Source organism: Streptomyces regalis (assembly GCF_001509475.1).
Taxonomy (GTDB): domain Bacteria; phylum Actinomycetota; class Actinomycetes; order Streptomycetales; family Streptomycetaceae; genus Streptomyces; species Streptomyces regalis.
Window position 1 is genome coordinate 1 of the sequence record NZ_LLZG01000254.1, and the last position, 23209, is coordinate 23209.

Sequence of the window (23209 nt, forward strand, 5' to 3'; positions counted from 1 at the left end):
GTGCGCCACTTCCTCGTGTGCGGTGGGGACGGGTACGTGTTCGCACACGGTAGGAATCTGCAGGTCAGGGGCACATGTGGTGGGACTACATAGTTCGGGGGCGGGGTGTGCGTGTTGCCCCTACGCCAGAGCTTGGAGGGCAATGCTGGGGGCTTGGCTGGTGGAAGATCAGGCCCTGTCTGTGTTGCGCACTTCGGGCTGATTTGACGGGGGCGTGCTGACTCCCGTGCTGGTTCGGTGCTGACTAAAAGCGCACGTCATCATCCGTCTTCGTCGCTCCCGTGCTGACTTGGTGCTGACTACGCTCCGTTGAACTCAGACATTTGGCGGCTAAATAGGGAGCGCGGTTCTGTGATAGATGATCGGAGCGACCGGCCTCGGCCCTCTGCTCCTGCCCCGCACGTTCAGGGCAGGAGCTGTGCGGTCGATGCGCGCATGGTTCCAGCAGGTTCTTCGTCTGCTGGTGGTACACCCGGGATGGTGGTGTGACCAGGGAAAATGAGCGCTGGTTTCGCGATAGGCTGAGAGTTGGTCCGCGTATGGTCCGGATCTTGGTTGTCGGTGCAGCGTGCCAGCCGGGGATGGACACCGGAGCGGCCGCCCGTTGGCCCCGGGCCCAACAGTCCGGCGCTCGGCCTTTGCTGAGACGTGCGCAGCCTCCTGCTCCGGCGGTGGCCTGGGAGGCCAGACCTCCCAGGCCACCGACTACTACCCGGCGTACAGCCTGACTCGTCTGCCGCTTTTTATTTCCGCAGGTCAGAGTTCATGTTTTCTCGCTGAACAAACTGTCCGGGTCGAATCTGGGTTGAATTCAGGTCCGCGTATTGTCCGCCCTGTCTAGCTGGCGGGTGGGCGGACAGGGCATATCGGGCGACTGGTTGATGCGACGGGCCGTCGGAAGGCGGCGGACAGGGGCCGGGAAGCCTCGGACGAATCGGGAGTATTGTCCGGCGCGTCCCCTGCGGTACAGCCGACGGATCCATGGGGGAGCTCTGGGCACTCATCGGCAAGTCCAAGCACGCGGCACGAGTTCCAGGCCCGCTCCGCCTTCTGTCAGCGGCGATTAGAGACCTTCCCACGCACGGCCAGCTCGATTCCCCACATGGCAGTCACACTCAGTAGCCTCGGCGCTGGCTCGCGGACCTGGCGAATACAAGGGGCTGCGATCGTGTCACGTACCTGGTGTCCATCCGGGTGGAGTTGGTCTCCGCACACGGTGTAGACCTGTGGCCTCGCCCCGGCCGGGTCTTCGCCGCTGCGCGCTCGCACTCCGTCGCTCAGTTCGCCACGGCCATCGATCTCGCTTTTGGCCGCCGGGACTGGCTCACGTGCACCTGTTCACGTTGTCCGACGGCATACGGGTCAGCCCCCTGGACTGGTGGGACGACGAGGCCCTGGACGGCACCGTTGACGGCCATGCCGCCAAGCTGAGCAGGCTGCAGGCCGAGGAGCAGTTCGCGCCGATGCCGAAGCGGCCGACCCGCGGGCTCAGCGAGCCTCCGAGCCTGCCGTGGTGGGGCGTGCCGCCGCGTGCGGTTCCGCAGAGGTCCGCGAGCCGGCCGACCCCGGCGTTGAAGTGGGTACCTGTCCGTCGGCTTGGCAGCTCTGGAAACCCACGTGGCGGCACGCCCCCGGTCGATCAGGGAAGCGGCTTCAGGCGGCCGTCGCAGATCTGCCGGCGCAGCAGGAACTTCTGGATCTTTCCCATGGCGTTGGCCGGGATGGTGTCGGCCAGGTACCAGTGGCGCGGTGTCTTGTGCGGGGCCAGGGCGGCACGCAGGTGGTCGTGGAGTTCGGCGGCGGTGGGCGGGTCGTCGGGGTCGGTGGCGTTGATGACGGCGGCGACCTGCTCGCCCCAGGCCGGGTCGGGGAGGCCGAGTACGGCGGCCTGCCGTACCCGGGGGTGGGTGCCGAGCGCCGCCTCGATCTCGGCGGGGTAGATGTTCTCCCCGCCTCGGATGATCATGTCTTTGAGGCGGCCGGTGACGGTGACGTAGCCGCGATAGTCCATGACGCCCAGGTCGCCGGTGTGGAGCCATCCGTCGCGGTCGATGGTCTGGGCGGTGGCCTCGGGAAGGTCGTGGTAGCCGAGCATGACCTGGTAGCCGCGGGCGCAGATCTCGCCCGGCTCTCCCACGGGCAGCGGATCGGCGCCGGCGGGGCCGGTGATTTTGACCTCGACCTGCCACAGAGGGCGGCCGGCGGTGTGGAGTTTGTCTTGGGTGCTGTCGTCGGGGCCGGTCTGGGTGACGGAGGGGCTGAGTTCGGTCTGCCCGTAGAGGGTGGAGAAACGGGCGTCGAAGCGGCGCTCGGTCTCCTCGACCAGTTCCGGGGGCACCCGGTCGCCGCCGGACAGGACGGTCGCGCAGGCGCTGAGGTCGTAGGAGTCGAATGTGGGGTGGTTCAGCAGGGCGGTGAGCATCGCCGGGACTCCGGCGAAGAAGGTGGCCCGCCACTTCTGAAGTGCCTCCAGGACCAGGGTGGGCTGGAAGACCTGGACGAGTACGAGGGTGCCGGTGGCGGTAGCCACGCCGAGCACGGTCAGGTCGCAGCCGGCGGTGTGGAACAGCGGCAGCGCGCTGCCCCAGACCCCGTCCCGGGAGAATCCGGCGCGGGCGGCCACGAAGGTGGCGTTGCTGACGAGGCCGCGGTGGTGCAGGACGGCGCCCTTGGGGGTGCCGGTCGTTCCGGAGGTGTATTGGATCTGCGCCGCGGCACCCGGGTCGATCCGCGGTAGCGGTGAGGGGGCGGTGCCGCGGACCTCGGTGAGCCAGCCGGTGAAGGAGACCCGCTCGCGCAGGCGGGGAAGACGCGGCCCTATCCGCTCCACCGCCGCCGCCATGTCCGTCTCCCGGAAGGAGTCGGTGAGCAGTAGTCCCACGGCACCGGACTGGGAGAGCACGTGCTCGAGTTCGGCGTCGCGCAGTGCGGGGTTGACGGTGACCAGGACCAGCCCGGCCAGGGCGGCGCCGTACTGGAGGATGACCCATTCGGGGATGTTGGGGGCCCAGACGGCGATGTGCTCGCCCGGGGCGAACCGAGCGGCCAGCCAGGACGCGGCCTGCTCGGCGTCGTCCAGGAGCTCGGCGTAGGTCCAGGTGCGGTCGGTGCGGTCGGCGCCGGACAGGGCGGCGCCCGGCGGGGCGATCTCGACCAGCGCCAGGCGGTCCGGGGCGGTCGACGCGGCGCCTCGGAGCACCTCCCCGATGGTGAGGTCGAGGACCGGGCGGGTGGTGTCGGCGGGCAGGTACGAGTGGGTCAGCGGTTCTTGCATCGTCACTCCTCCAGGTCTTGCGCTGTGGGGACCGGGCCGCCGCCGTCGGGAATCCAGCGGCCCGAGTCGCGCCACTTGACGGCCTCGTGGAAGCCGTGGGTGGCGGCGAACTGCTGGAACCAGCGGCCCTCCGGTGAGTGCCGGGTGATGCCGTCGAAGAGGGTGGCCAGGATCTGGGTGCCGTGCAGGCCCATGTTGTCGTAGGCCTGGTTGATCATCAGTTTCTGCATGGCGAGCTGGTTGACCGGCACCCCCGCGATCCGGTCGGCCAGTTCCTCCACGCGCGCGTCAAGGTCCTGCGGCGGCGCGGCGTCCAGTACCAGGCCCCAGTCGGCGGCGGTGCGGCCGTCGATGGTGTCGCCGGTCAGGAGCATCCGCTTGGCGCGCTCGGCGCCCAGCCGGTACACCCACATCGCCGTGGTCGGGCAGCCCCACACCCGTGCGGGCATGTAGCCGATGCGCGCGTCCTCGGCCATGACGACCAGGTCGCAGGACAGGGCGATGTCGCTGCCGCCGGCGACGGCATGGCCGTGCACCTTGGCGATGGTGGGCTTCAGTGACCGCCACAGGGTGAAGAAGTCGTCGGTGAAGCCCTTCATCCAGGCGAAGTCCTTGATCGGATCCCATACCGGGTTGCCGTCGGTGGCGCCCTGGGTGCCGTGGCCGTCCTCGGCGGAGATCTTCAGGTCGTATCCGGAGCAGAAGGCCCGGCCCGCCCCCTGGAGCACGATGACGTGCACGTCGGGGTCGTCGTTGGCGCGCCGGACGGCGGCGGCGATGTCACCGGGCATCCGGAAGTCGATCGCGTTGAGCCGGTCGGGACGGTTGAGGGTGAGGTAGGCCTTGCGGTCCTGCACCTCGTACAGGACGGTGGACTGCTGATCGTCGGTCATATGAGCTCCGTATTACGGCGGAATGCGGTGGTCGGTCAGAAGGTCTCGCCGTGCTCGGCTTTCTCGCGCAGCAGGGCGTTCGGGGCGAAGCGCTCGCCGTGCGCGGCGGCGAGGCGGTCGGCGCGGGCGACGAAGGCCGGCAGGCCGCCGGGGTAGCCGTTGATGTACTGCAGGACGCCGCCGGTCCAGGACGGGAAGCCGATCCCCAGCAGGGATCCGATGTTGGCGTCCGCCGTGCTGGTCAGTACGCCTTCGGCGACGCAGTGTGCCGCCTCGACGGCCTCGGCGAACAACAGCCGTTCGGTGAGTTCGTGCAGGTCGATTCCGGCGGGGTCCCCATGTGGGGGAAACGCCGTGACGAGTCCCGGCCACAGACCGGTCCGGGCGCCCGAGGCGTCGTAGTCGTAGAAGCCGGCGCCTCGGGCGCGGCCGGGTCTGCCCAGCCTGGTCATCGTCTCCGCGACCGCCTCGGCCGGGTGCGCGCGGTAGTCGTCGCCGTCTGCGGCGCGCTTCTCGTCGCGGATCCTCAGCAGCAGCTCCAGGTTGAGTTCGTCCGCCAGCTGCAACGCGCCGACCGGGTAGCCGGCCCGCCAGGCGGCCTGCTCGACGGTCGCCGGGGCGATGCCCTCGCCGAGCATGGCCAGGGCCTCGTACACGAACGTCCCGATGACCCGGGAGGTGAAGAATCCGCGGCTGTCGTTCACGACGATCGGTGTCTTGCCGATCTGTGCCGCGAAGTCCAGAGCGCGGGCCAGGGCCTCGTCACTGGTCCGCTCACCGCGGACGACCTCCAGCAGCGGCATCCTGTCGACGGGCGAGAAGAAGTGCAGGCCGACGAAGTCCTTCTGCCGGTTCACCCCTTCGGCCAGGCCGCTGACCGGCAGGGTGGAGGTGTTCGAGCCGAGCAGCGCGTCGTCGGCGACCACCCGTTCCGCCTCGGCGAAGACGGCACGCTTGAGGGAGGCGTCCTCGAAGACCGCTTCCACGACCAGGTCGCAGCCGGTCAGATCGGCGTACTCGGCACTCGGCGTGATGCGGGCGAGGACCTCCTCCCGTCCGGCCTCGCTCAGCCGCCCGCGTTTCACGGCACTGTCCAGGAGCCTGCGGGAGTAGTCCTTGCCACGTTCCGTGGCCTGAAGGGAGATGTCCTTGAGGACGACGTCGATGCCGCTGCGCGCGCAGGCGTAGGCGATGCCCGCGCCCATCATGCCGGCACCGAGCACGGCGGCCTTCGACACCCGGCGTCTTGGCAGGTCCTTCGGGCGTGAGCCGCCGGCCTTGATCGTGTTCAGGTCGAACCAGAACGCCTGGATCATGTTCTTCGCGGTCTGGCCGCGTGCGATGTCGACGAAGTAGCGGCCCTCGACTCTCAACGCGCCGTCCAGATCCAGCTGGGCGCCCTCGACGGCGGGGCCAGGATGTGGTGCGGGGCCGGCAGCGGCGCTCCTCTGAGCTTCTTGCGCAGGGTGGCGGGGAGGGCCGGCAAGGTCGCCGCGAGGCCGGGGGATCCAGGGGCGCCGCCGGGGATCGCGTAGTCGGCCGCGTCCCAGCGCTGTACCGAGTGGGGGTGCGCGGTGATCCAGGCGCGGGCCTTGTCGAGCAGTTCCTCGCGTGTCGCGGCGAGTTCGTCCACCAGCCCGAGCCGTACCGCCTCGGCCGGTGGGTACCGGTTGCCTTCCAGGAGGACCTTGGTCAGGGCGTCGACGACGCCGAGCAGGCGGGTGGTCCGCGCCACGCCTCCTCCGCCCGGTAGCAGGCCGAAGGTGACCTCGGGCAGGCCGAACCTCGCGTTCGGAGTGTCCAGCGCTATGCGGTGGTGGCAGGCGAGCGCGAGCTCCAGGCCGCCGCCCAGGGCGGAGCCGTTCAGCGCCGCGACGACCGGCTTGCCCAGCGTCTCCAGCGTCCGCAGACATCCTTTGACCTGTTCGATCTGCGCGGAGAACCGGGGTGCGTCGCTGTCGGTGACCCGGATCAGCTGCCGGAGGTCCCCGCCGGCCAGGAAGGAGTCCTTCGCGGAGGTGACGATCACGCCGGTGATCGTGTCCTTCTCGGCGGTGAGCCGTTCGACGGCCGCGGCGAGCGAGGCGCGGAAGGCGTCGTTCATGGTGTTGGCCCGCTGTCCCGGGTCGTCCAGGGTGAGCGTGACGACGCCGTCGGTGCTCTGCTCCCAGCGGATGGCGTTCGGGTCGGTCATGCGTGTGTTCCCGCTTCCTCGGCGCCTTCTCCGGTGGCCGGCCGCCTGATGTTTCGGTCAGAGGCGTTCGACGACGGTGGCGACGCCCATGCCGCCGCCGGTGCACAGGGTGGCCAGGCCGTAGCGCATGCCGCGCCGCTCCAGCTCGTCGATGAGGGTGCCGAGGATCATCGCCCCGGTGGCGCCCAGCGGATGGCCCAGTGCGATCGCCCCGCCGTTCACATTGACCCTCTCGGGCGGTACGTCCAGGTCGCGCAGGAACTTCAGCACGACGGCAGCGAACGCCTCGTTGGCCTCCCACAGATCGATGTCGCCCACGGCCAGCCCCGCTTTGGCGAGCGCCTTGCGCGCGGCCGGGGCGGGAGCGGTGAGCATGATCGTCGGTTCGCCGGCCACGGTGGCCGTGGCGACGATCCGGGCGCGTGGGGTGAGGCCGAGGTCGCGGCCGGCCCGCTCACTGCCGACGACCGTCAGCGCGGCGCCGTCGGCGATCGCCGACGAATTGCCGGCGGTGTGGACGTGGTCGATCCGCTCGATCCAGTGGTACTTCTGCAGCGCCACGGCATCGAAGCCGCCCTGGTCACCGATGCCCGCGAACGACGGCTTCAGCGCGGAGAGCGCGGCCGGGCCGGTGTCCTGCCGTACCGGTTCGTCCCGGTCCAGAACGATGTGGCCGTTGACGTCGCGGACGGCGACGAGTGAGCGGTCGAACAGGCCGTCCGTCGCAGCCTTGGCCGCCCGGGCCTGGGACTCGACGGCGAACGCGTCGACATCCTCGCGGCTGAATCCCTCGACGGTGGCGATGAGGTCGGCGCTGATCCCCTGCGGCACGAACGAGGTGCTGTAGGCCGTCTCGGGATCCGTCATCGCCGGTCCTCCGTCCGCGCCCATGGGCACCCGCGACAGCGACTCGACCCCGCCCGAGAGGAAGAGGTCCTCCCAGCCGGAACGGACCTTCTGTGCGGCGATGTTGACCGCCTCCAGCCCTGAGCCGCAGAAACGGTTCAGTTGGAAGCCCGCACCCGAGGACTCGTATCCGGCGGCCAGCGCGGTGGTCCGGGCGAGGTTCGCGCCCTGGTCCCCGACCGGCGAGACCACGCCCAGGATCACGTCGTCCACCCGCAGCGGATCGAAGCCCGGATTGCGTTTGCCCACCTCGTCGAGGAGACCCACGACGAGGGAGATCGGTTTGACGGTGTGCAGTGAGCCGTCGTTCTTGCCGCGCCCGCGCGGGGTGCGCAGCGCGTCGTAGACGAACGCTTCTGCCGGACTGCCCATGGAGGCCGCTCTCCTGTCAGTACGTATGCCGGCGAGTGGTCCGGCCGTGCGCGCGGCGTCGGGGCAGCGCAAGGGCCGTGCTTGCCTGGAAGTCACACAGTCGCTGCCGGTGCCCGACGGTGACAGGCCGCGGGCGTCTGGTGACCCGGCAGGCGATGACGAGCGCTCAGCTCGTGGGTGCGGTCGATGCCCCGGTCGCAGGGCGGCTCGACGTGGCACGTGACCCGTGTGCGGCACGCTCCGTCAGCCGTCCTTCCTGCGGGCCGGCGGCAGCTGGGAAGCCTGGGGATTCGGTGAGCAGCGGCCGTACGATCCGGCCCCACCGCTCCAGCAGTTCGTCGCGGTCCGTGTCCTCCCGGTACAGCACGTCGGAGATCGCCATGCCGCGCAGCAACTGCACCGTCAGCTCGGCGATCACCGGGTAGGCGGCCGAGGCGGTGAGCTCGGGGCCCATTACCTCGTCGACCACCCGGTACAGGTCCCGGCGCGCCGTCCCCTCGGCGTGGCGCAGCACGTCCCGCAGCCGTGGGTTGGTGCGGGCCACCGCCCACAGCTCCATCTCCGCGCCGAACGAGGGCCCGCACATGACGGACCGGAGCACGCGCAACGAGCGGGACAGTGCGTCACCGTCCGGTGAGGCCGCCGCCAGTTCCTCACGCACCGCCCGCTCGTTCCGCGCCACGAGTAAACCGATCGCCGCCCCGAACAGGTCCTCACGGGTCGGAAAGTGATGCAGCAACGCACCCCGGCTGACACCGGCCCGCCGCTGCACCTCCAGGGTCGTCGTCGCCGCGACGCCCACCTCGATCAGCGACTCGACCGCCGCGCCCACGATCTGCGCCCTCGTGGCGTCGCGCTGTTCGTCACGCCTGGTCATGGCCTCCACCTTTCACGGTCAGCCTTGACTGCGAAATGAGCATCTCACGGTCAGCCCTGACTGTGAAGAGGTGAAGCGTCTCGGATTCCCCCTCCTCGTTGCGGGGCACGGAGGGCGACCAGCCGGGAAGGCGGTGTGCCGAGGCAGACCTGCTTCGAGTTGCTGCAGCGTGCACTGTGGGACTGGGCGTTCGTCCTGCCCGGGCCAGAGCTGCACATGGCACCCCCGGACGTGCGGCTTGCTGTGCGCTGGGTGGGGAAGGCGTCCCGCCCGCTGCCCGACCTGATGGATGCGGCCGTGATGCGGGCCGTGTTGCAAGTCCTCCAGTTGAAACAGGACGGTACGGTTGCAGCCGCCGAGTACCGCTGCCACCGATCCGGGACAGCATCCCTGGCGGCCGCGACGTCGTCCTGCCCAGAAGGGCCATCCACCGCACGCAGCAGCGCCTCACGCGCGGCCGGCCCCGGTCAGCGCCGGGAAGTTGGCGAGGTGGTCCGGGCGCTTGCGCGCGGCGCCGACCGCTGGCGGATGAGCTGGTCGGTCTCGGAGCTCGAGCCGTACGTCATGATCTCGACCAGCGCGCGGACGTTCTCCGGCGACGGGTCGCTGTAGCCCTTCAGAAGGACCTTGAAGCCCTCGGAAGGACAGCCGCCGGGCATGAACCCACGACCCGGACGACCGAGTGGCCCGCGCTCAGTACCGTCTTCTTTGTCACCAAACCCCGCCAGGAGATCAACGTCTGGACCGGCACCAACTACCTGACAGCCTCGGTCTACCGGCGGGCCGGGACTCGCTTCGGGAAGCGGCAGCTCAGCGACCGTGGCGTCGAGATGGCCTCAGCCGTCGCCACCCAGGTCTGGGAGACCGAGCGCAACGGTTTCACATTCGACACCCCTGAAGCATGGGTCCGCGACGACGCGTCCCGCTACACCTACCCGGGCTACGAACGCCCCCTCGCCGTCTGGAACATTCTTGACGCCATCCAACCCGTGGAGCCCTTCTTGACGAGAGGCTCCGGCCGCTGACCGGATGCCTACCACGCAGCCTGTCTCCGATCCGCATCAGAGTGCCCCGGGGCATCGGAACCTGAGAGCGGCCCAGTGCCCCCTACTGAACTTCTCGGGTTGTCGTCGGGGGCCACGCCGGCAGGCGGTTGTGCCGCTGGGTGATTTCGCGGCCGTCCCGAGGCGCGCCTTGACCCAGAAATGCGCGATGTCGTGCTCCCGCAGGAGTGTGCACGCGCCGGTCCGGCCCCAGTGGTCACTTCCGTCCACGTAGCCGACGGAAACATCGGAGTGAAAGATCAGTGCGGCCTTGTCCGTGCGAGACATCCGGCCGATGAGGTCACCGGCATGGAAAGGAAGGTCGCTCTCGGAAGCTGGTTCCGCTCGGTCATCTGGCTTCGACACCACAATCATCACGAACCCCCGTGCCTGCTCTGCTATCCGCCCCTACCGGCCTGATCGTCAACCCTCCACGCAAGCACGGAACTTGACGGAGCCCTGGCGGCGATCTCCCGGTTGGTGTGTCGGTGTGCCACGAGCCGCAGGATGTCCGTCTCGCGTGGGCTGAGGGAGGCGGCGGGAGCCCCGGCGGCCGGTTCGGGACGAGGCAGGAAGGCGGTCAGACGGCGGGCGACCGAGGAGTCGAGCTGGGTGACGCCCGCGTGCGCCAGACGGACCGCGTGGGCGAGTTCCTCGGCCGGCAGATCCTTGAGGAGATAGCCGTGCGCGCCGGCCCGCAGCGCCTGCACGACGTACTCCTCGTCGTCGAACGTCGTCAGCATCACGACCCGGCACTCGGGCGCCCGTTCACGCAGGACGGCGACCGCCTCGACACCGTCCATCCCCGGCATCCGGACATTTATGAGCACGACGTCCGGCTCCATCCCCAGAGTCCGCGCCACAGCGTCCCGGCCGTCCACGGCGGTGCCCACGACCTCGATGCCCAGCCGGATGGAAAGCAGGGAGGCGATGCCGTCCCGGATGAGCCGCTGGTCGTCCACCACCAGCACTCGCACGGGCGCCGCCTGGTCAGGCTCCTCGTCGTTCATGTCACCGCCCCCCGTCCACCGAGAACTTCGCCGTCGTCCCGCGCGGGACCGTCACCGTCACCCGGGTGCCGGCGGCCGGGCTGCTCTCAACGTCGACGCTCCCCGCCACCAGATGTACCCGCTCCCGCATGCCGAGCAGCCCGAACCCGGCGGCGGTCGCCTCCGGTGCGAAGCCGCGACCGTCGTCCGTCACCTCCAGCCGCGCGGCGCCCCCGGCCAACCGGACCGCAACGGTCACCTGCGAGGCCCGCGCATGGCGGCACGCGTTGGTCACGGCCTCCTGCGCGGCCCGGTACAGCGCGGTCAACTCGGCCCCGCCGTGACCCTCCTCGTCGCCGCTCACCTCGACTGGCACGCGACCCCTGAGCTGGGGTGTTGCGACGACCACTAGAACGGAAGACCTGGGGCCTTAGCCATGGAGCGGGTGACGAGAACCGAACTCGCGCTCTCCGCTTGGGAAGCGACGGCGCTTGGGGGCCTCGTATGCTCTGACCTGCGCCGATTCGCTGTACTGCTGCAGACATGGCGGTCTGATGAAACCGCTGTTGATCGGGTTGTCCGCTCTGAAGGGCACGCTACGGGCACGAAAAGCTCGTAGGCGGCCGGTTTCGGCAGGCGGTTGTCGAAAGCGAGCTGTCTGATGCGGGTGCCGTCGATGAGGCGTCGGAACGTGGACAACGCATGCGCCCGGGGCGTCAGGTGCCGGGTACCCGGCGAGTGCCGAGACACGAACCTTCTGTGTCGAGCCTGAAGCTGCAGCAACGCCAGCCTTCACCAGGAGGTTCCTTGCTGTCTCAACCGGTTCCCGCCAGTTCACATCTGGTCCGGACCGGTCAGTCGCCGCGTGCCATGGCGATCATTCCTCTGAGGTCGAGTCCGGCTTTCGTGCCGCCGTCACAGAGGATGTCCACGCCGGTGAGGTAGCCGGGCTTGTCGCCCGCGCAGAACGCCAGGAGCTCGGCAATCTCTTCGGGGCGACCGTAGCGCTTGAGCGCGGCGTAGCCGGTGAGCTTGCCCGAGCCGCTCTTCTCCTCGAGCCGCCCCATCGCGGTGTCGAAGCTGCCGGGCGAGACGGAGAGCACGCGGGCGCCTTTCGCGCCGAACGGGGCGGCGATCTGCTGCGAGTACCAGATGACGAAGTTCTTGCTGAGCGAGTACGCCAGACCGGGTCGCATACCTTTCGGTGCCCGGCTCGCGCCAGCGGCGAGCTTCGCCGTGAAGCGGTCGCGATCGGTCAGAGCAAGACGGAAGATCCGCTTGGGGATGACCAGCCGCGGCGTCATGTGCCCGGCGATGGAGGCGAGGTTGACCAGCGCGAATCCCTCGGTGGCGACCGCGAGGGCGGCTTCGGTGATGTTGACGGTGCCGAGCGCGTTGATCCGGATGATCTTGTCCGCGGTGCCCATCTGCGGGCTGATGCCCGCGGTGTGCACGACCGCCCGCACGGAGCCTTCGCGGTCGGCCTGCTGGAACAAGGCCTCGACCGAGGCTCGGCTGGTGATGTCGCAGGCGACCGCCGCCGCATCGACGCCGTGGTCGCGCAGTTCCGCCGCCGCAGCGTCGAGGCGTTGCCGGTTGACGTCGGTGATGACCACGCGGTGATCGCTGCCGAGAATCTTCGCGGTCGCGAGCCCCATGCCCCCTGCTCCGCCGGTGACGATCGCTGTCTTTGTCATTCGTGCTCCATCTCGGTATTTCCCGACCGTAGCACCGGGGCAGCCCCTGACCTGCGAACTCCAGCTTGATGGCGAGGTGGATCGTCGCTCTCCGGGCAGCCCGCCGGGGGCCGGTACGTATACGTAGGTGTCGACTGCCGGCGCCGGGCGATCGCGCTGGACGGCAAGTGCCTGCGCGGCGCACGCCGACCGGACGGCAGCCGGGTTTTCGTGCTGTCCGCCGTCCGCCACGGCCGTCGGCATCACCCTCGCCTCACGCGAGATCAGCGCGAAGACCAACGAAATTCCCGAGTTCGCGCCCTTGCTCGATCAGATCGACGACGCCGACCTCGCCGGGACGGTCGTCACCGCCGATGCCCCGCCCGCCCCACACGACCACGCCACCTACCTGCACGAACGTGGCGCCCACTACCTGCTGACCATCAAGAACAACCAGCGCGGCCAGGCCCGCCAACTCCACGCTCTGCTCTGGAAGAAGATCCCCGTGATTCACCGCGACGACGACCGGGGCCACGGCCGCCACGAACAACGACTCGTGCAGGTCGTCACCGTCGACGGCCTGCCCTGCCCGCACGCCGCCCAAGTCCCGCGCATCCAGCGCCGCCACCGTCTCCACGGAGCGAAGAAGTGGTCCAGCGAGACCGTCCACGCCATCACCGACCTGCCCGCCGAGCAGGCAAGAGCAGCCGAGATCGCCTCCTGAGCTCGCGGACACCTGTGGGAAACTCCGCCCACCGGGTGCGAGATGTCGTCTCCGGAGAAGACAAACCCCAGGTCAGGACCCGTAACACGCCTGCCGTGCCCGCCGCCGTCCGCGACTTGATCCGCAGCGCGCCCAAGCTCGCCGGATACGTCAACACCGCCGCCGGACGCCGAGCCCACACCGCACGCCCACGCGTCCTCACCCTCCACGGCAATCACCTGACCAAACCGGACGACCCGGGCAAACACCAGGGCCCTGCGCCCTCGTCGCTCCTAGCGGGTTCACCGGGAGCCGTGCGTGGATGCGGCCGCGAGGCGGGTGCCCTGTCGCCAGACCGCGCGAATCGACAGGCTGTCGTTGATGGTCGTGGTGGGATCACCGTCGACCAGGACGAGATCTGCCCGCAGGCCTTGCTCGACGCGGCCCCGATCGTGGAGGCCGAACCGTCGTGCTGTCAGTGAAGTCGCCGAGCGCAGGGCTTCGGTGGGGCTGAAACCGGCCTGTACGAGCAGTTGCAGCTCGCCGTGCAGACTTGCTCCGTGGGTCACGCCGCGCACGGCCAGAGCCGCGGCGTCGGTGCCTGCGATCACGTCGACCCCAGCCTGGCGCAGGGCTGCGATCGTGGCCAGTGCCATGTCGAAGTGCGAGGTGGGCAAGCCGCCGAACGTGTCGGAGAGGTGCGCCCGCAATTCCGGCGCAAGCTTTCCCGCAACGCGGGGATCTTGCGCCAGGTCCGTGCTGTGCGACAGCCCGACGATGGAGGCAAGGGGAGTCAGTGTCGGCACCACGAACACGTTCGCGCTTGCGATGCGGTCGACGATCTCCGGGGTGTGGGCCGTGTCGGCGAACAGATGGGCGAGGCCGTCGGCGCCGGCGTCGACCATCTGTTCGGTCTCGTGCAGCGTCATGGCGTGGGCCATCACCATCTTCCCGCGAGCGTGCGCCTCGGCGATCACGGCGGCGTGAATCTCCAGTGGTACGTGCGGCAACTGGAAGCCGAACGCCCCGCCACTCTCGGCTATCAGCTTGATGTAGTCGGCGCCCTCGCTGATCCGATCCTCGACGAACCCGGCCGCCTCCGCCACGGTGGTCGCGGTCGGCCAGACCGGATCGTTGAGGCCCTTCCGGAACTGATGAGGGTGGCCGTCGAGGTGGGTGAGCGAAAAAGAGGCGCTCCGCACGTCCGCGAAAGTCCGGTCGGCCTCGACCTCGGCGCGCAGCGGAATCATGGTGGCGGGGACCGAGCCCATGTCGAGTTCGGTGGTGACACCGAAGGTCAGCGCCTGGCGCAGCATCGCGGCGTCCGTGTGGGTGTGTGCGTCGATCAGGCCCGGCAGCAGGGTTGCGCCGGTGGCGTCGACGACTTCCACCCCGGTGACACGCGGCCCGCCCACCGAGACGATGACGCCGTCGGCGACGTGCACGTCGACCTGGCCCAGGTTCTTCTCACCGTCGAACACCTTCGCACCGACGATGACGAACTCGTTCATCGGACTCTCCTCGCAATGCTGGACGTGTACTGGTTCGGGCTTCACGACTACGACGTGTGCCGGACCGGCAGGATGACCGCCGAAGGGTGTTCGGGGGCGTGGCGACCGTCTGTTCGGCCAGGCCGGCGACGGCGACCCCACGGGGTCGCCGTTCCGGACAGACTGGGCCTACCGGCCACGTCGTGCGGGTGGGATGGGAATCGGCTCGACCCCTGGCGCGACGCGGGTGGTCATGGTGCCGAGTTGTTCGACGGTGACGGTGACGACGTCGCCGGGTTGCAGGGGGCGGTGGGCGTTCAGGCCTTCGCGACCCCACAGTTCGGCGAGGCAGCCGCCGCCGCAGGTGCCGGAGCCGAGGATGTCGCCGGGGCGGATCTCGGTGCCACGGGAGGCGTAGGCGATCATGTCGGCGTAGGAGAACGCCATGGACGACCAGCGGTCCTGCCCCAGCCGTTCGCCGTTGATGTCGACGGTCATCGTCAGGTCGAACGAGGTGTCGGTGCGCCAGGGTTGCAGCTCGTCGGGGGTGACCAGGACCGGTCCGAGGGTGGTGGCGGTGTCCTTGCCCTTGGTGGGGCCGAGCCGGACCTGCATCTCGGCGAACTGGACGTCGCGGGCCGACCAGTCGACGAGGATGGTGTAGCCGGCGACGTAGGCGTCGGCGTCGTCGGGGTGGATGTCGCGGCCGGTGCGGCCGATGACGGCGGCGACTTCAAGCTCCAGATCGAACATCCGGCTGCCGGGCGGTACGGGGACGTCGTCGGCGGGGCCGAGGATCGCGTGGGGGTTGGTGAAGTAGAACGCGGGTGCCTCGTACCAGCGTTCGGGGACAGTCGCGTCGGTTCCGCCGAGTCTGGAGACACCTTCGACGTGCCGTTCGAAGGTCATGAAGTCTCGCACAGCGGGAGGATCGGGGATCGGCGCGCGCAGCCGAAGGTCGCCGACCGCCCGGGTCGCGGCAGGCGCGGCCAGGGCCTGTTCCCCGGCCGCCCGCAGGGTGCCGTCGCGCAGGAGGCCGAGCATCGTGACGCCGCGGCCCAGGGGATGGACCTGGTCGTGGTGGAGGACGCCGACCCGATCACCGTCGTCGTCGGCGTAGGTCACGAACCGCACAGTCGCGCTTCCCTTCAGACGGAGGTGTGCATCGGGCGGCCGAGCCAGGCGACCGCGTCCCCGAAGGCGGTGATCACGTCGAGGTCCCGGCCGGCGTGGTCGGCGTAGGCGCGGTGCAGGTTGAGCACGACCCGTTCGGCGTCGCCCCAGTCCGTGAACTCGCCCAGGTCGACCTGGCGGGCGGCCTGCAGGGGCGTCAGACCCCGGGAGAGCCCGTCCTGGGCGGTGTCGAGGATGAGCCGGTAATAGCGGCGGTGCTCGTCCAGGACCCGGGTGATGCCGGTGCCGGTGAGGACCGGGCCGTGGCCGGGGACGATGACGTCGGGCTGCAGGGACCCCAGCCAGTCGACCGCGGCGAGGGCCCCGTCCACGGAGCCCATGAAGACCAGCGGGGTGAGTCCGGCGAACACCAGATCGCCGGAGAACAGCACGCGTTCTTCGGGCAGCCAGGCGATCAGATCTCCGGTGGTGTGCGCCGGGCGGCCGGGGTGCAGCAGCTCGATCCGCCGACCTGCGACGTGCAGGGTGAGTGCGGAGCCGGCCGAGATGTCGGGAAGCCTGCGGGTCACCGGCCCCCAGTCCGGGACCGGGTTCCACAGCGGTGGGCAGCCGTCGATGACCGGGTCGGCCTGAAGCCCTTCCCGCATCCGGCTGTGCCCGACGATCACTGTCGTGGAGGGGAGGAGGCTGTTGCCGTAGGTGTGGTCACCGTGCTGATGGGTGTTCACCGCCAGCCGGACGGGCGCCCCGCCGGTGGCCGTGTCCACGGCGTCGAGAAACCGGCGGGTGCGAGCCGCGGTGGCACAGGTGTCGATCACCAGGACCCCGTCGTCGCCGGCCACCGCGCCGGCGTTGTTGACCCACCAGGTCCCGTCCGGCTGCACCCAGGCGTGGATCCCGGGAAGCAACTCCTGGAGTTCCGCCGCGTCCGCTGTGGGAGGAGGAGCGGAGTTCGTGTCCGGGGTGTCGGTCATGACCCGGCCTGTCCGTCGTCCTTCACGGTGGCGACGCGGCTGCGGCCGTGCTGTTCGTACGTGGCGAAGCGCATGGCATTCCTTGGGAGCTGGGTGGGTTGAGGCGGGCCGGGGGCTCGGCGCCATGGCAGGGTGGGGGAGTGTGCCGGGCCCCCGGTGTCATGGGGTCAGACCGGCGGAGCGACGAAGACACCGCGGTCGACGTCGTTGAGCATTTCCTTGGCGACCATCTCGTTCATCGGGTTGGACGTGCCCCACTGGTCGGCGTTCTCGGGCTACGGCAGGTCGTAGATGTTCGTCCAGTGCCGTATGCAGGTCGAGCGCTCGGCCGTCCGGGGCCATGAGGCCCGGGAACCTGGTCTCGCCCGGTGCCGAAAGGGTGCCGATGGCGAACGGTCCGGAGAAGGGGGTGAAGGGTGCCGACGCGGCTGCAGATGTCACGGAGACGTCCTCCCGATTGCGGTCCCACTAATCTGGCCCCTAGATTGCAATCAGGGAAATCGATTTCCTGTATACAGGAATCCAGCCGCTGAATACTGGTGGCGCCGGCTCCGGAATTGGGGCACGGCCGTGTCGTTTGCCCGGGTCGTCCGGTTTGATCAGGTGATGCCGTGGAGGGTGAGGACGCGTGGGCGTTCGGTGTGGGCTCGGCGTCCGGCGGCGGGCACGGCAGGCGTGTTACGGGTCCTGACCTGGGGTTTGTCTTCTCCGGAGACGGCATCTCGCACCCGGTGGGCGGTGTTTCCCACAGTCCGGTGTCCGCGAGCTCAGGAGGCGATCTCGGCTGCTCTTGCCTGCTCGGCGGGCAGGTCGGTGATGGCGTGGACGGTCTCGCTGGATAGAGACGGCGGCGTTGGATGCGCAGGACTTGGGCGGCGTGCGGGAAGAGCAGGCCGTCGGCGGTGACGACCTGCACGAGTCGTTGTTCGTGGCGGCCGTGGCCCCGGTCGTCGTCGCGGTGAATCACGGGGATCTTCTTCCAGGGCAGAGCGTGGAGTCGGCGGGCCTGGCCGCGGTGGTGGGCGCCACGTTCGTGCAGGGCTGACGGTGTCTCAGGGACGGTTCAGGGAAGCCGCCGTGGACGGCGGGCCGAGACGCGCACGATCGCGGCCTGTTGGCGGACTTCGTCCGAGGACGCTGGAGCGCCGAGCTCGAGGACCTGTTCCTGTGAGCGGCCGGAAGATTCGGCCGGGTCGGCGCGGCGCCGGATGCGGGGCTACGTCCGGGCCTGCTGAGCTCGGTCGGCCGCAAGAGCAGCTGGCAGTTGGCCGAGGACGCCGGTCACAACGGCCCGCACGGGCCGCAGCGCCTCGTTGGTTATGGAGCGGGTGACGGAATCGGATGGCGTCCCGCCGGGTGGTGTAGCCGGTCAACGGACCGGAACTCACAGGTCACACCGGGTACTTCGGCCGGCCGGCGCCCTCCCGGCGTCTGGCCGGGCGCCTCCGCGTGACGCGCTCGGCGGAGAGATCGTCGCGAGCCGGATACCGGACGGCAAGGCGCATGACCGCTTCCACCACCTCGCGGGACGCGACCTGCCCTGACTCACGAGGACACCTGGGAGTCGGCCGGTGGCACCCGCCTCCTGGAGATCTCGCACCCCGCTCCGGGACTGCCGCTCGGCCGGCCCGAACGGTTTGACCAGGTTGATCGCGTCCGGCCAGGGGGCGGTCGTTGTTGCCGCCGGTAGCCTATCTGCATGTTACCGATAAAATAAAAAGGGAAGGTTAACGGGCGTCGCGGAGTGTGCAGATATTCACGGTCATGGCTTCGGGTGGTGGGGAAACAGGAATTATTCAGCAACCCTTCACGCGCTCGCCACAATGTGGCGTGAGGGTCTGGCATGTGGGCATGGAATTCCTTCTTTCTTTGCAAAGTGACGGATGTTGGGGAGCGTTGGAAGTCCCGCGTCCGTGGCCTTATGGTTTGCCTGGTCGTCCGGAATCCATAGGCGAATTCGGTGGACGCGGGGGAAGCCATGGCTGACGGCGGCCGAGAAACGGTCGATATTGCGGCGACTGCACAATTTGCTGTGTCTTCGGCGCAACCAGAACTTTGGACGCACATGACCACTGATGTTCCCGGTTCTCCTGCGCAGGCACCTGCCGACAGCGGTGAAGACCTGCGGAACCGGCTGACGGACCTCGCCCCGGTCGCGCAGCACTCCGTGTTGCTGGACCTGCTGAAAAGGCAGATCTCCCAAGTGGCGGAGCCGGACGTTGGCGGCCATATCGGCGCCCACGCTCCGTGGCGGCGGCTGGGCGTCTACCGGCACCTGGCGCAGCGGCTCCGGGACGGGCTCGCTGAAGCGACCGGGGTGCGGTTGCCCGCCACCGTGCTGTTCGACTACCCGACACCTGACACGCTCGCCGAGTACCTGCGGCGAACTGCTCGGCTCCGGGGCGGCACGGGAAGGGACTTCGGGCCCGACGGCGGCCGGGGCGGCGTACGGCGGCGGACACGCGGACGCGGCGGACGACCCGGTGGTCGTCGTCGGCATGGGCTGCCGACTGCCCGGCGGTGTGGACTCCCCGGAGGCGCTGTGGCGGCTGGTCGCCGAGGGCAGGGACGCCATCGGCGGCCTTCCGGACGACCGTGGCTGGGACCTGGACGGGCTGTACGACGCGGACCCGGAACAGCACGGCACCGCGTACACCCGGTGCGGCGGGTTCCTGGAGGGGGTGGGTGACTTCGACCCCGGCTTCTTCGGCATAGGTCCGCGCGAGGCGCTGGCGCTGGATCCCCAGCAGCGGCTGATGCTGGAGGTCTCCTGGGAGGCGACGGAGCGTGCGGGCATCGACCCGCAGGCGCTGCGCGGCAGCAACACCGGTGTCTTCACCGGCGTGTCGCTGCAGGACTACGGACCCGCCTGGCACGAGGCGCCGCAGGAGGCGCAGGAGGCGCAGGAGGCGCAGGGGCAGATGCTCACCGGCAACGCCCTGGGGGTCGTCGCCGGCCGTATCGCCTACACCTACGGGTTCGAGGGACCGGCCCTGACCATCGATACGCAGTGCTCGTCCTCGCTGGTGGCGCTGCACGTGGCCGCGCAGTCGCTGCGCAGCGGGGAGTGCGGCCTGGCACTGGCCGGGGGCGTCACCGTGATGTCGACGCCGGGCATGCTGCTGGAGTTCAGCCGCAAGCGGGGTCTGGCCCCGGACGGGCGCTGCAAGGCGTTCTCGGCTGACGCGGACGGCACCGGCTGGGCGGAGGGCGCCGGCGTGATCCTCCTCGAACGGCTGTCGGACGCCCGCCTGGCCGGCCGGCGGGTGCTGGCGGTGCTGCGGGCCACCGGCACGAACCAGGACGGTGCGAGCAACGGCCTGACCGCGCCCAACGGGCCGTCCCAGCAGCGGGTGATACGGCGGACCCTGGAGGCCGCCCGGCTGACGCCGGCGGACGTGGACGCGGTGGAGGCGCACGGCACCGGCACCGCGCTCGGCGACCCGATCGAGGCGGGCGCCCTGATCTCCGCCTACGGCCAGGACCGGCCCGAGGACCGGCCGCTGTACCTGGGGTCGCTGAAGTCGAACATCGGGCACACCCAGGCCGAGGCGGGCGTGGCAGGGGTGATCAAGATGGTGATGGCGCTGCACCACGAGCTGCTCCCGCGCACCCTGCACGTGTCGGCGCCGTCCCCGCACGTGGACTGGTCGGCCGGCCGCGTCGAGCTGCTGCGGGAGCCGGTGCGGTGGCCGCGCACCGGCCGTCCGCGCCGGGCGTCGGTGTCCGCCTTCGGGGTGAGCGGCACGAACGCGCACGTCATCGTCGAGGAGCCACCGGGCGCGGCGGCCGTTGCCGTCGAGACGCCCCTTCCGCTCGTGGTGTCGGCGCGGGCCGAGGCGCCCCTGCGTGAGCAGGCGGGACGGCTCGCCACGCACCTGGCCGACCACCCGGACATCGCTCTGCTGGACGCCGGGTCGACCCTGGCAGCCCGCGCCCGCTTCGAGCATCGCGCCGTGTTCTTCACCGCCGACCGCGACGAGGCCGTACAGACCCTGCGGGCGATGGCCGAGGGTGCCCCCGTGCCGAACGTGACGCGCGGCAGCGTGTCGCCGCAGGTCCTGGACGGGAAGCTCGCGGTGATGTTCACCGGGCAGGGCGGGCAACGGCCCCGGATGGGGCGGCGCCTGTACGCCACCCATCCGGTGTTCGCCCGCGCCCTGGACGAGTCGAAATGCTTATCCGGCACGTCCAGGTGCCGCATCACACTGCGAATGGGGCGCTCCCAGGCGTCCCGGACCGGGGTGATCACCTCGTCGTTGTCGCGCAGGCGGGTGAGGAACCCCGTGCGCGACCGGATCTGGACCATGGCGGGGCCTTAACTGCGGACCAGGCGAGCCCACTCCCGGACGACCTCCTCGAACAGGGCCGGGCCGGTCTTGGTGCAGTCATGGCTATAATTGCGCAGCTGGACGATGACGCCGAGCAGGTAGGCCTTGAGGAGCTCCTCGACCGACGGGAAGTACCGGTAGGCCGTGGCCAGCGACAGGTTGGCTCGCTCCGCGATGACCGCCATGGTCATCGCGCCGGGCTCGGTCCTGAGCGCTTCCCCCACGGCCTCCAGGAGCTTGCGCCGGTTGCGGACCGCGTCGCGGCGCATACCGCGCCCAGCACCCTGTTCCTCGTTCTTGACCGTCAGGGGGAGCCTCCCGGGATGCTTCATCGGAGAGGTCTCTCACCTCTGGGCAAGACGATAGTGACGTCCGTCCGAGTCGCTCAAGCGGCCGGGCCTTGGCCTGTGCCGGGATGCGCGTGAATGGCTCTGCCGAGCTGGTACCAAGGCTGCACCATACGGACTGTCATCGCCTCGGAGAAGCTGGTGCGAGCCTGACCTACCGGCGGGGCACCGCCGACGGTGCCCTCGACATCCTCCAGGTTCGATGACAGCACCTGTGGGCGCCGCCGAGTCCTGTGCTCGCAACAGCCCAGCACTCGGCGCGGCGGGCGGTCCGTCGTACGGGGCGACTGCCCAGCCGCGATCTCCCGCTGTCTTCCTCGGTGTCCCGGCGGGCGAAGAGACGGATCTCAGCGCGGGAGGATCGTCACCTCGGCCCGGTTGAAGCGGGAGCTGTTGCCCCTGGCGTGGAACGGCACGTCGTCAGGGCTGGGGCCCGTACTCGCCGTGTCGGCCTGCGGTGAGTACTGCTGGTGCGGGTTGCCGGGGCCCAGTGCGAGGGGAATCGTCAAGCGCCCCTGGGCGTCGGCGGTCGCAAGCCGTACCGAAGAGCCCTCGTGGTCGCGGACAGTGACGTGATACCGCGTGCCCGGGCGAGCCAGTGAGGGCGTCAGTACCGTGGCCGAGCCGTTCCCGACCACCGTGAAGCGGCGCTTACGGGCCACTTCCAGTGCGCTGAACTCGGTGACGTCCCGCCGCATCCGTACGGTCCAGCCGTAGGCGTTGTACTGCGGCCTGATCGACGAGAAGGTGAACGACCGGGGAGTGGCGCGGTGGTGCGCGTGGCGGGCGAAGTAGGCCTTCAGGTGGGGTATCCAGGCTCGGAGGTCCGACTGCCAGTAGGGCCATGTGTGGCTGCCGGGTCCGTAGTCGTGCCACCGGTGCCGGATACCGAGGTCCAGCAGGCGCTCGTGGAAGGACACGTTCTCCTGCCGGATCATTTGTTCCGTGCGGTCCACGGCCTCGCCGTCCTGTCGAGGCCGGCCGTTGCCCGTGTACAGCGCAACGTCCGTGTCGGCCAGATTGGCCGCCAGGTCCCAGGGGTTGTCCCCGCGCCAGCGGACTTCCTGCGTTGCCCACGGGCCCCAGAGCGAGGGGTGGAGCTGCTCGATGGTGGTCCGCATCTCGACGTTCTGGTGGTCGAGGTCTCCGGAGAACGAGCCGACGGCACCGAAGAGGTCGGGGTGCCGGGCGGCGTACGAGACGGCTCCGAACCCGCCCATCGACAGTCCGGCGGCAGCCCGCGCCCCGCGCTCGGGGATCGTGCGGTAGTGCTCGTCGACCCACGGGAGGAGCCTGTTGATGTGGAAGGTCTCCCACATCGGCCGGCCGCGGTGGCCGTTGTTCCACCAGTCGGCATACCACTGTGTGGAGCCGGCGTCCGGCATCACCACGATCGCGGGCAGGCCGGCCGTGATCTCCTCGGCGGCACCGTCCTGTGTCCAGCTCGAAGCGCTCTGCCCTCCACCGTGGTAGAGGTACAGCACGGGGTAACGGCGCCTCTTCTCCGCGTCGTAGCCACGGGGGAGCAGTATGCGCACCTTGGTCGTGCCGTCGAGAGCGGACGAGGTGAAGGTCAGCTCGCTGAGCCGCGGCGAGAGTCGCTTCTGATTCACCAGCGCGATGCCGGGTTCGGTGCGGGTTGCCGCGACTGTCTGGGCTGTCTGGGCTGTCTGGGCGGGAGGGTGACCGCATCCGAGGACCATCACCGCGCCCAGAGCGAGTGTCACGGGGATCCTCACGCGCCTGCCGTTCAAGATGGTCCGTCTCCTTGTCGTCATGTTTCGCTTCTCTGTCTGTTCCGGGCTCGCGGCGCGGGCGGCCGGGGCCGGTGGGAGGCGCCCGTGGACGAGCACAGTGGTCCTGGCCGACTCGTGGCCGAACCGGGGGCCTTGAGGTGAGCAAGTAGCCGCACGCTGCGACCGTCTCCGTGACGCTCCGCCGTCGATGCCGTCGCGGCCGTCAGGCATCGTGCGCTCAAGCCGCTTCCTCGACTTCAGTACATGCTC

The 23209-nt window shown here is 69.7% G+C and carries 15 protein-coding genes and 4 pseudogenes; 4 read left to right on the forward strand and 15 right to left on the reverse strand.

Annotated elements, in window-relative coordinates:
* Window positions 1-1639: 1639 nt before the first annotated feature.
* The 5 genes and pseudogenes from ADL12_RS24785 to ADL12_RS24805 all read right to left on the reverse strand — a co-directional run bounded on the left by ADL12_RS24785 (window position 1640) and on the right by ADL12_RS24805 (window position 8516).
* The gene (locus tag ADL12_RS24785; RefSeq protein WP_062705280.1) at window positions 1640-3274 is read right to left on the reverse strand and encodes an AMP-binding protein; all 1635 of its coding nucleotides are present in this window, start codon (window positions 3272-3274) and stop codon (window positions 1640-1642) included.
* Window positions 3275-3276: 2 nt separating this feature from the next.
* Entirely contained in the window at window positions 3277-4167 is an 891-nt protein-coding gene (locus tag ADL12_RS24790; RefSeq protein ID WP_062705282.1) for a crotonase/enoyl-CoA hydratase family protein, read from the reverse strand.
* A gap of 35 nt (window positions 4168-4202) precedes the next feature.
* Window positions 4203-6361: pseudogene (locus ADL12_RS24795) on the reverse strand (3-hydroxyacyl-CoA dehydrogenase NAD-binding domain-containing protein).
* A gap of 57 nt (window positions 6362-6418) precedes the next feature.
* Window positions 6419-7639 (reverse strand): acetyl-CoA C-acetyltransferase, encoded by a 1221-nt coding sequence (locus ADL12_RS24800; protein WP_062705284.1) that lies wholly within the window; start codon window positions 7637-7639, stop codon window positions 6419-6421.
* A 166-nt stretch (window positions 7640-7805) separates the two neighbouring features.
* A complete protein-coding gene (locus ADL12_RS24805) occupies window positions 7806-8516 on the reverse strand; it encodes a TetR/AcrR family transcriptional regulator (protein WP_063806730.1) in 711 nt (236 codons plus the stop codon).
* Between the two features lie 135 nt (window positions 8517-8651).
* Here ADL12_RS24805 and ADL12_RS56755 point away from each other — a divergent pair, with 135 nt between their 5' ends.
* Both ADL12_RS56755 and ADL12_RS56760 read left to right on the forward strand, forming a co-directional pair.
* Window positions 8652-9128, forward strand: a complete 477-nt coding sequence (locus ADL12_RS56755; protein ID WP_062705286.1) for a hypothetical protein — start codon at window positions 8652-8654, stop codon at window positions 9126-9128.
* Window positions 9129-9247: 119 nt separating this feature from the next.
* Entirely contained in the window at window positions 9248-9541 is a 294-nt protein-coding gene (locus ADL12_RS56760) for a GH116 family glycosyl hydrolase (protein WP_279617165.1), read from the forward strand.
* A gap of 416 nt (window positions 9542-9957) precedes the next feature.
* Here ADL12_RS56760 and ADL12_RS24820 read toward each other — a convergent pair whose 3' ends face one another.
* The 3 genes from ADL12_RS24820 to ADL12_RS24830 form a co-directional block, all read right to left on the reverse strand.
* The gene (locus ADL12_RS24820; RefSeq protein ID WP_062705289.1) at window positions 9958-10569 is read right to left on the reverse strand and encodes a response regulator transcription factor; all 612 of its coding nucleotides are present in this window, start codon (window positions 10567-10569) and stop codon (window positions 9958-9960) included.
* 1 nt (window position 10570) lies between these two features.
* Window positions 10571-10924, reverse strand: a complete 354-nt coding sequence (locus ADL12_RS24825; RefSeq protein WP_062705292.1) for an ATP-binding protein — start codon at window positions 10922-10924, stop codon at window positions 10571-10573.
* Window positions 10925-11402: 478 nt separating this feature from the next.
* Entirely contained in the window at window positions 11403-12245 is an 843-nt protein-coding gene (locus ADL12_RS24830; protein ID WP_062705294.1) for an SDR family NAD(P)-dependent oxidoreductase, read from the reverse strand.
* Between the two features lie 129 nt (window positions 12246-12374).
* Between ADL12_RS24830 and ADL12_RS24835 the strand changes: the two are divergent.
* A pseudogene (locus ADL12_RS24835) lies at window positions 12375-13160 on the forward strand (ISAs1 family transposase); the annotation flags it as partial.
* A 69-nt stretch (window positions 13161-13229) separates the two neighbouring features.
* Here ADL12_RS24835 and ADL12_RS24840 read toward each other — a convergent pair.
* The 5 genes and pseudogenes from ADL12_RS24840 to ADL12_RS53015 form a co-directional block, all read right to left on the reverse strand.
* Window positions 13230-14372: an amidohydrolase family protein gene (locus ADL12_RS24840; protein WP_159053279.1), complete on the reverse strand. Its 1143-nt coding sequence runs from the start codon at window positions 14370-14372 to the stop codon at window positions 13230-13232.
* A gap of 234 nt (window positions 14373-14606) precedes the next feature.
* Window positions 14607-15551, reverse strand: coding sequence for a fumarylacetoacetate hydrolase family protein (locus ADL12_RS24845; RefSeq protein WP_062705298.1), 945 nt, complete (start codon window positions 15549-15551; stop codon window positions 14607-14609).
* Window positions 15552-15565: 14 nt separating this feature from the next.
* The gene (locus ADL12_RS24850; protein WP_062705300.1) at window positions 15566-16525 is read right to left on the reverse strand and encodes an MBL fold metallo-hydrolase; all 960 of its coding nucleotides are present in this window, start codon (window positions 16523-16525) and stop codon (window positions 15566-15568) included.
* Window positions 16526-16692: 167 nt separating this feature from the next.
* Window positions 16693-16800: pseudogene (locus ADL12_RS56765) on the reverse strand (VOC family protein); the annotation flags it as partial.
* Window positions 16801-17124: 324 nt separating this feature from the next.
* Window positions 17125-17564, reverse strand: a pseudogene (locus ADL12_RS53015) (ISAs1 family transposase); the annotation flags it as partial.
* Between the two features lie 1180 nt (window positions 17565-18744).
* Between ADL12_RS53015 and ADL12_RS24860 the strand changes: the two are divergent.
* Complete coding sequence (locus tag ADL12_RS24860) at window positions 18745-20847, forward strand: type I polyketide synthase (protein WP_482262399.1); 2103 nt, start codon at window positions 18745-18747, stop codon at window positions 20845-20847.
* Here the strand turns inward: ADL12_RS24860 and ADL12_RS24865 are convergent.
* Both ADL12_RS24865 and ADL12_RS24870 read right to left on the reverse strand, forming a co-directional pair.
* Window positions 20844-21188, reverse strand: a complete 345-nt coding sequence (locus tag ADL12_RS24865; protein WP_062705306.1) for a TetR/AcrR family transcriptional regulator — start codon at window positions 21186-21188, stop codon at window positions 20844-20846. The genes ADL12_RS24860 and ADL12_RS24865 overlap by 4 nt on opposite strands.
* A gap of 362 nt (window positions 21189-21550) precedes the next feature.
* On the reverse strand, window positions 21551-22930 hold the full coding sequence (locus tag ADL12_RS24870) for an alpha/beta hydrolase (RefSeq protein WP_159053280.1): 1380 nt from the start codon (window positions 22928-22930) through the stop codon (window positions 21551-21553).
* Window positions 22931-23209 lie beyond the last annotated feature (279 nt).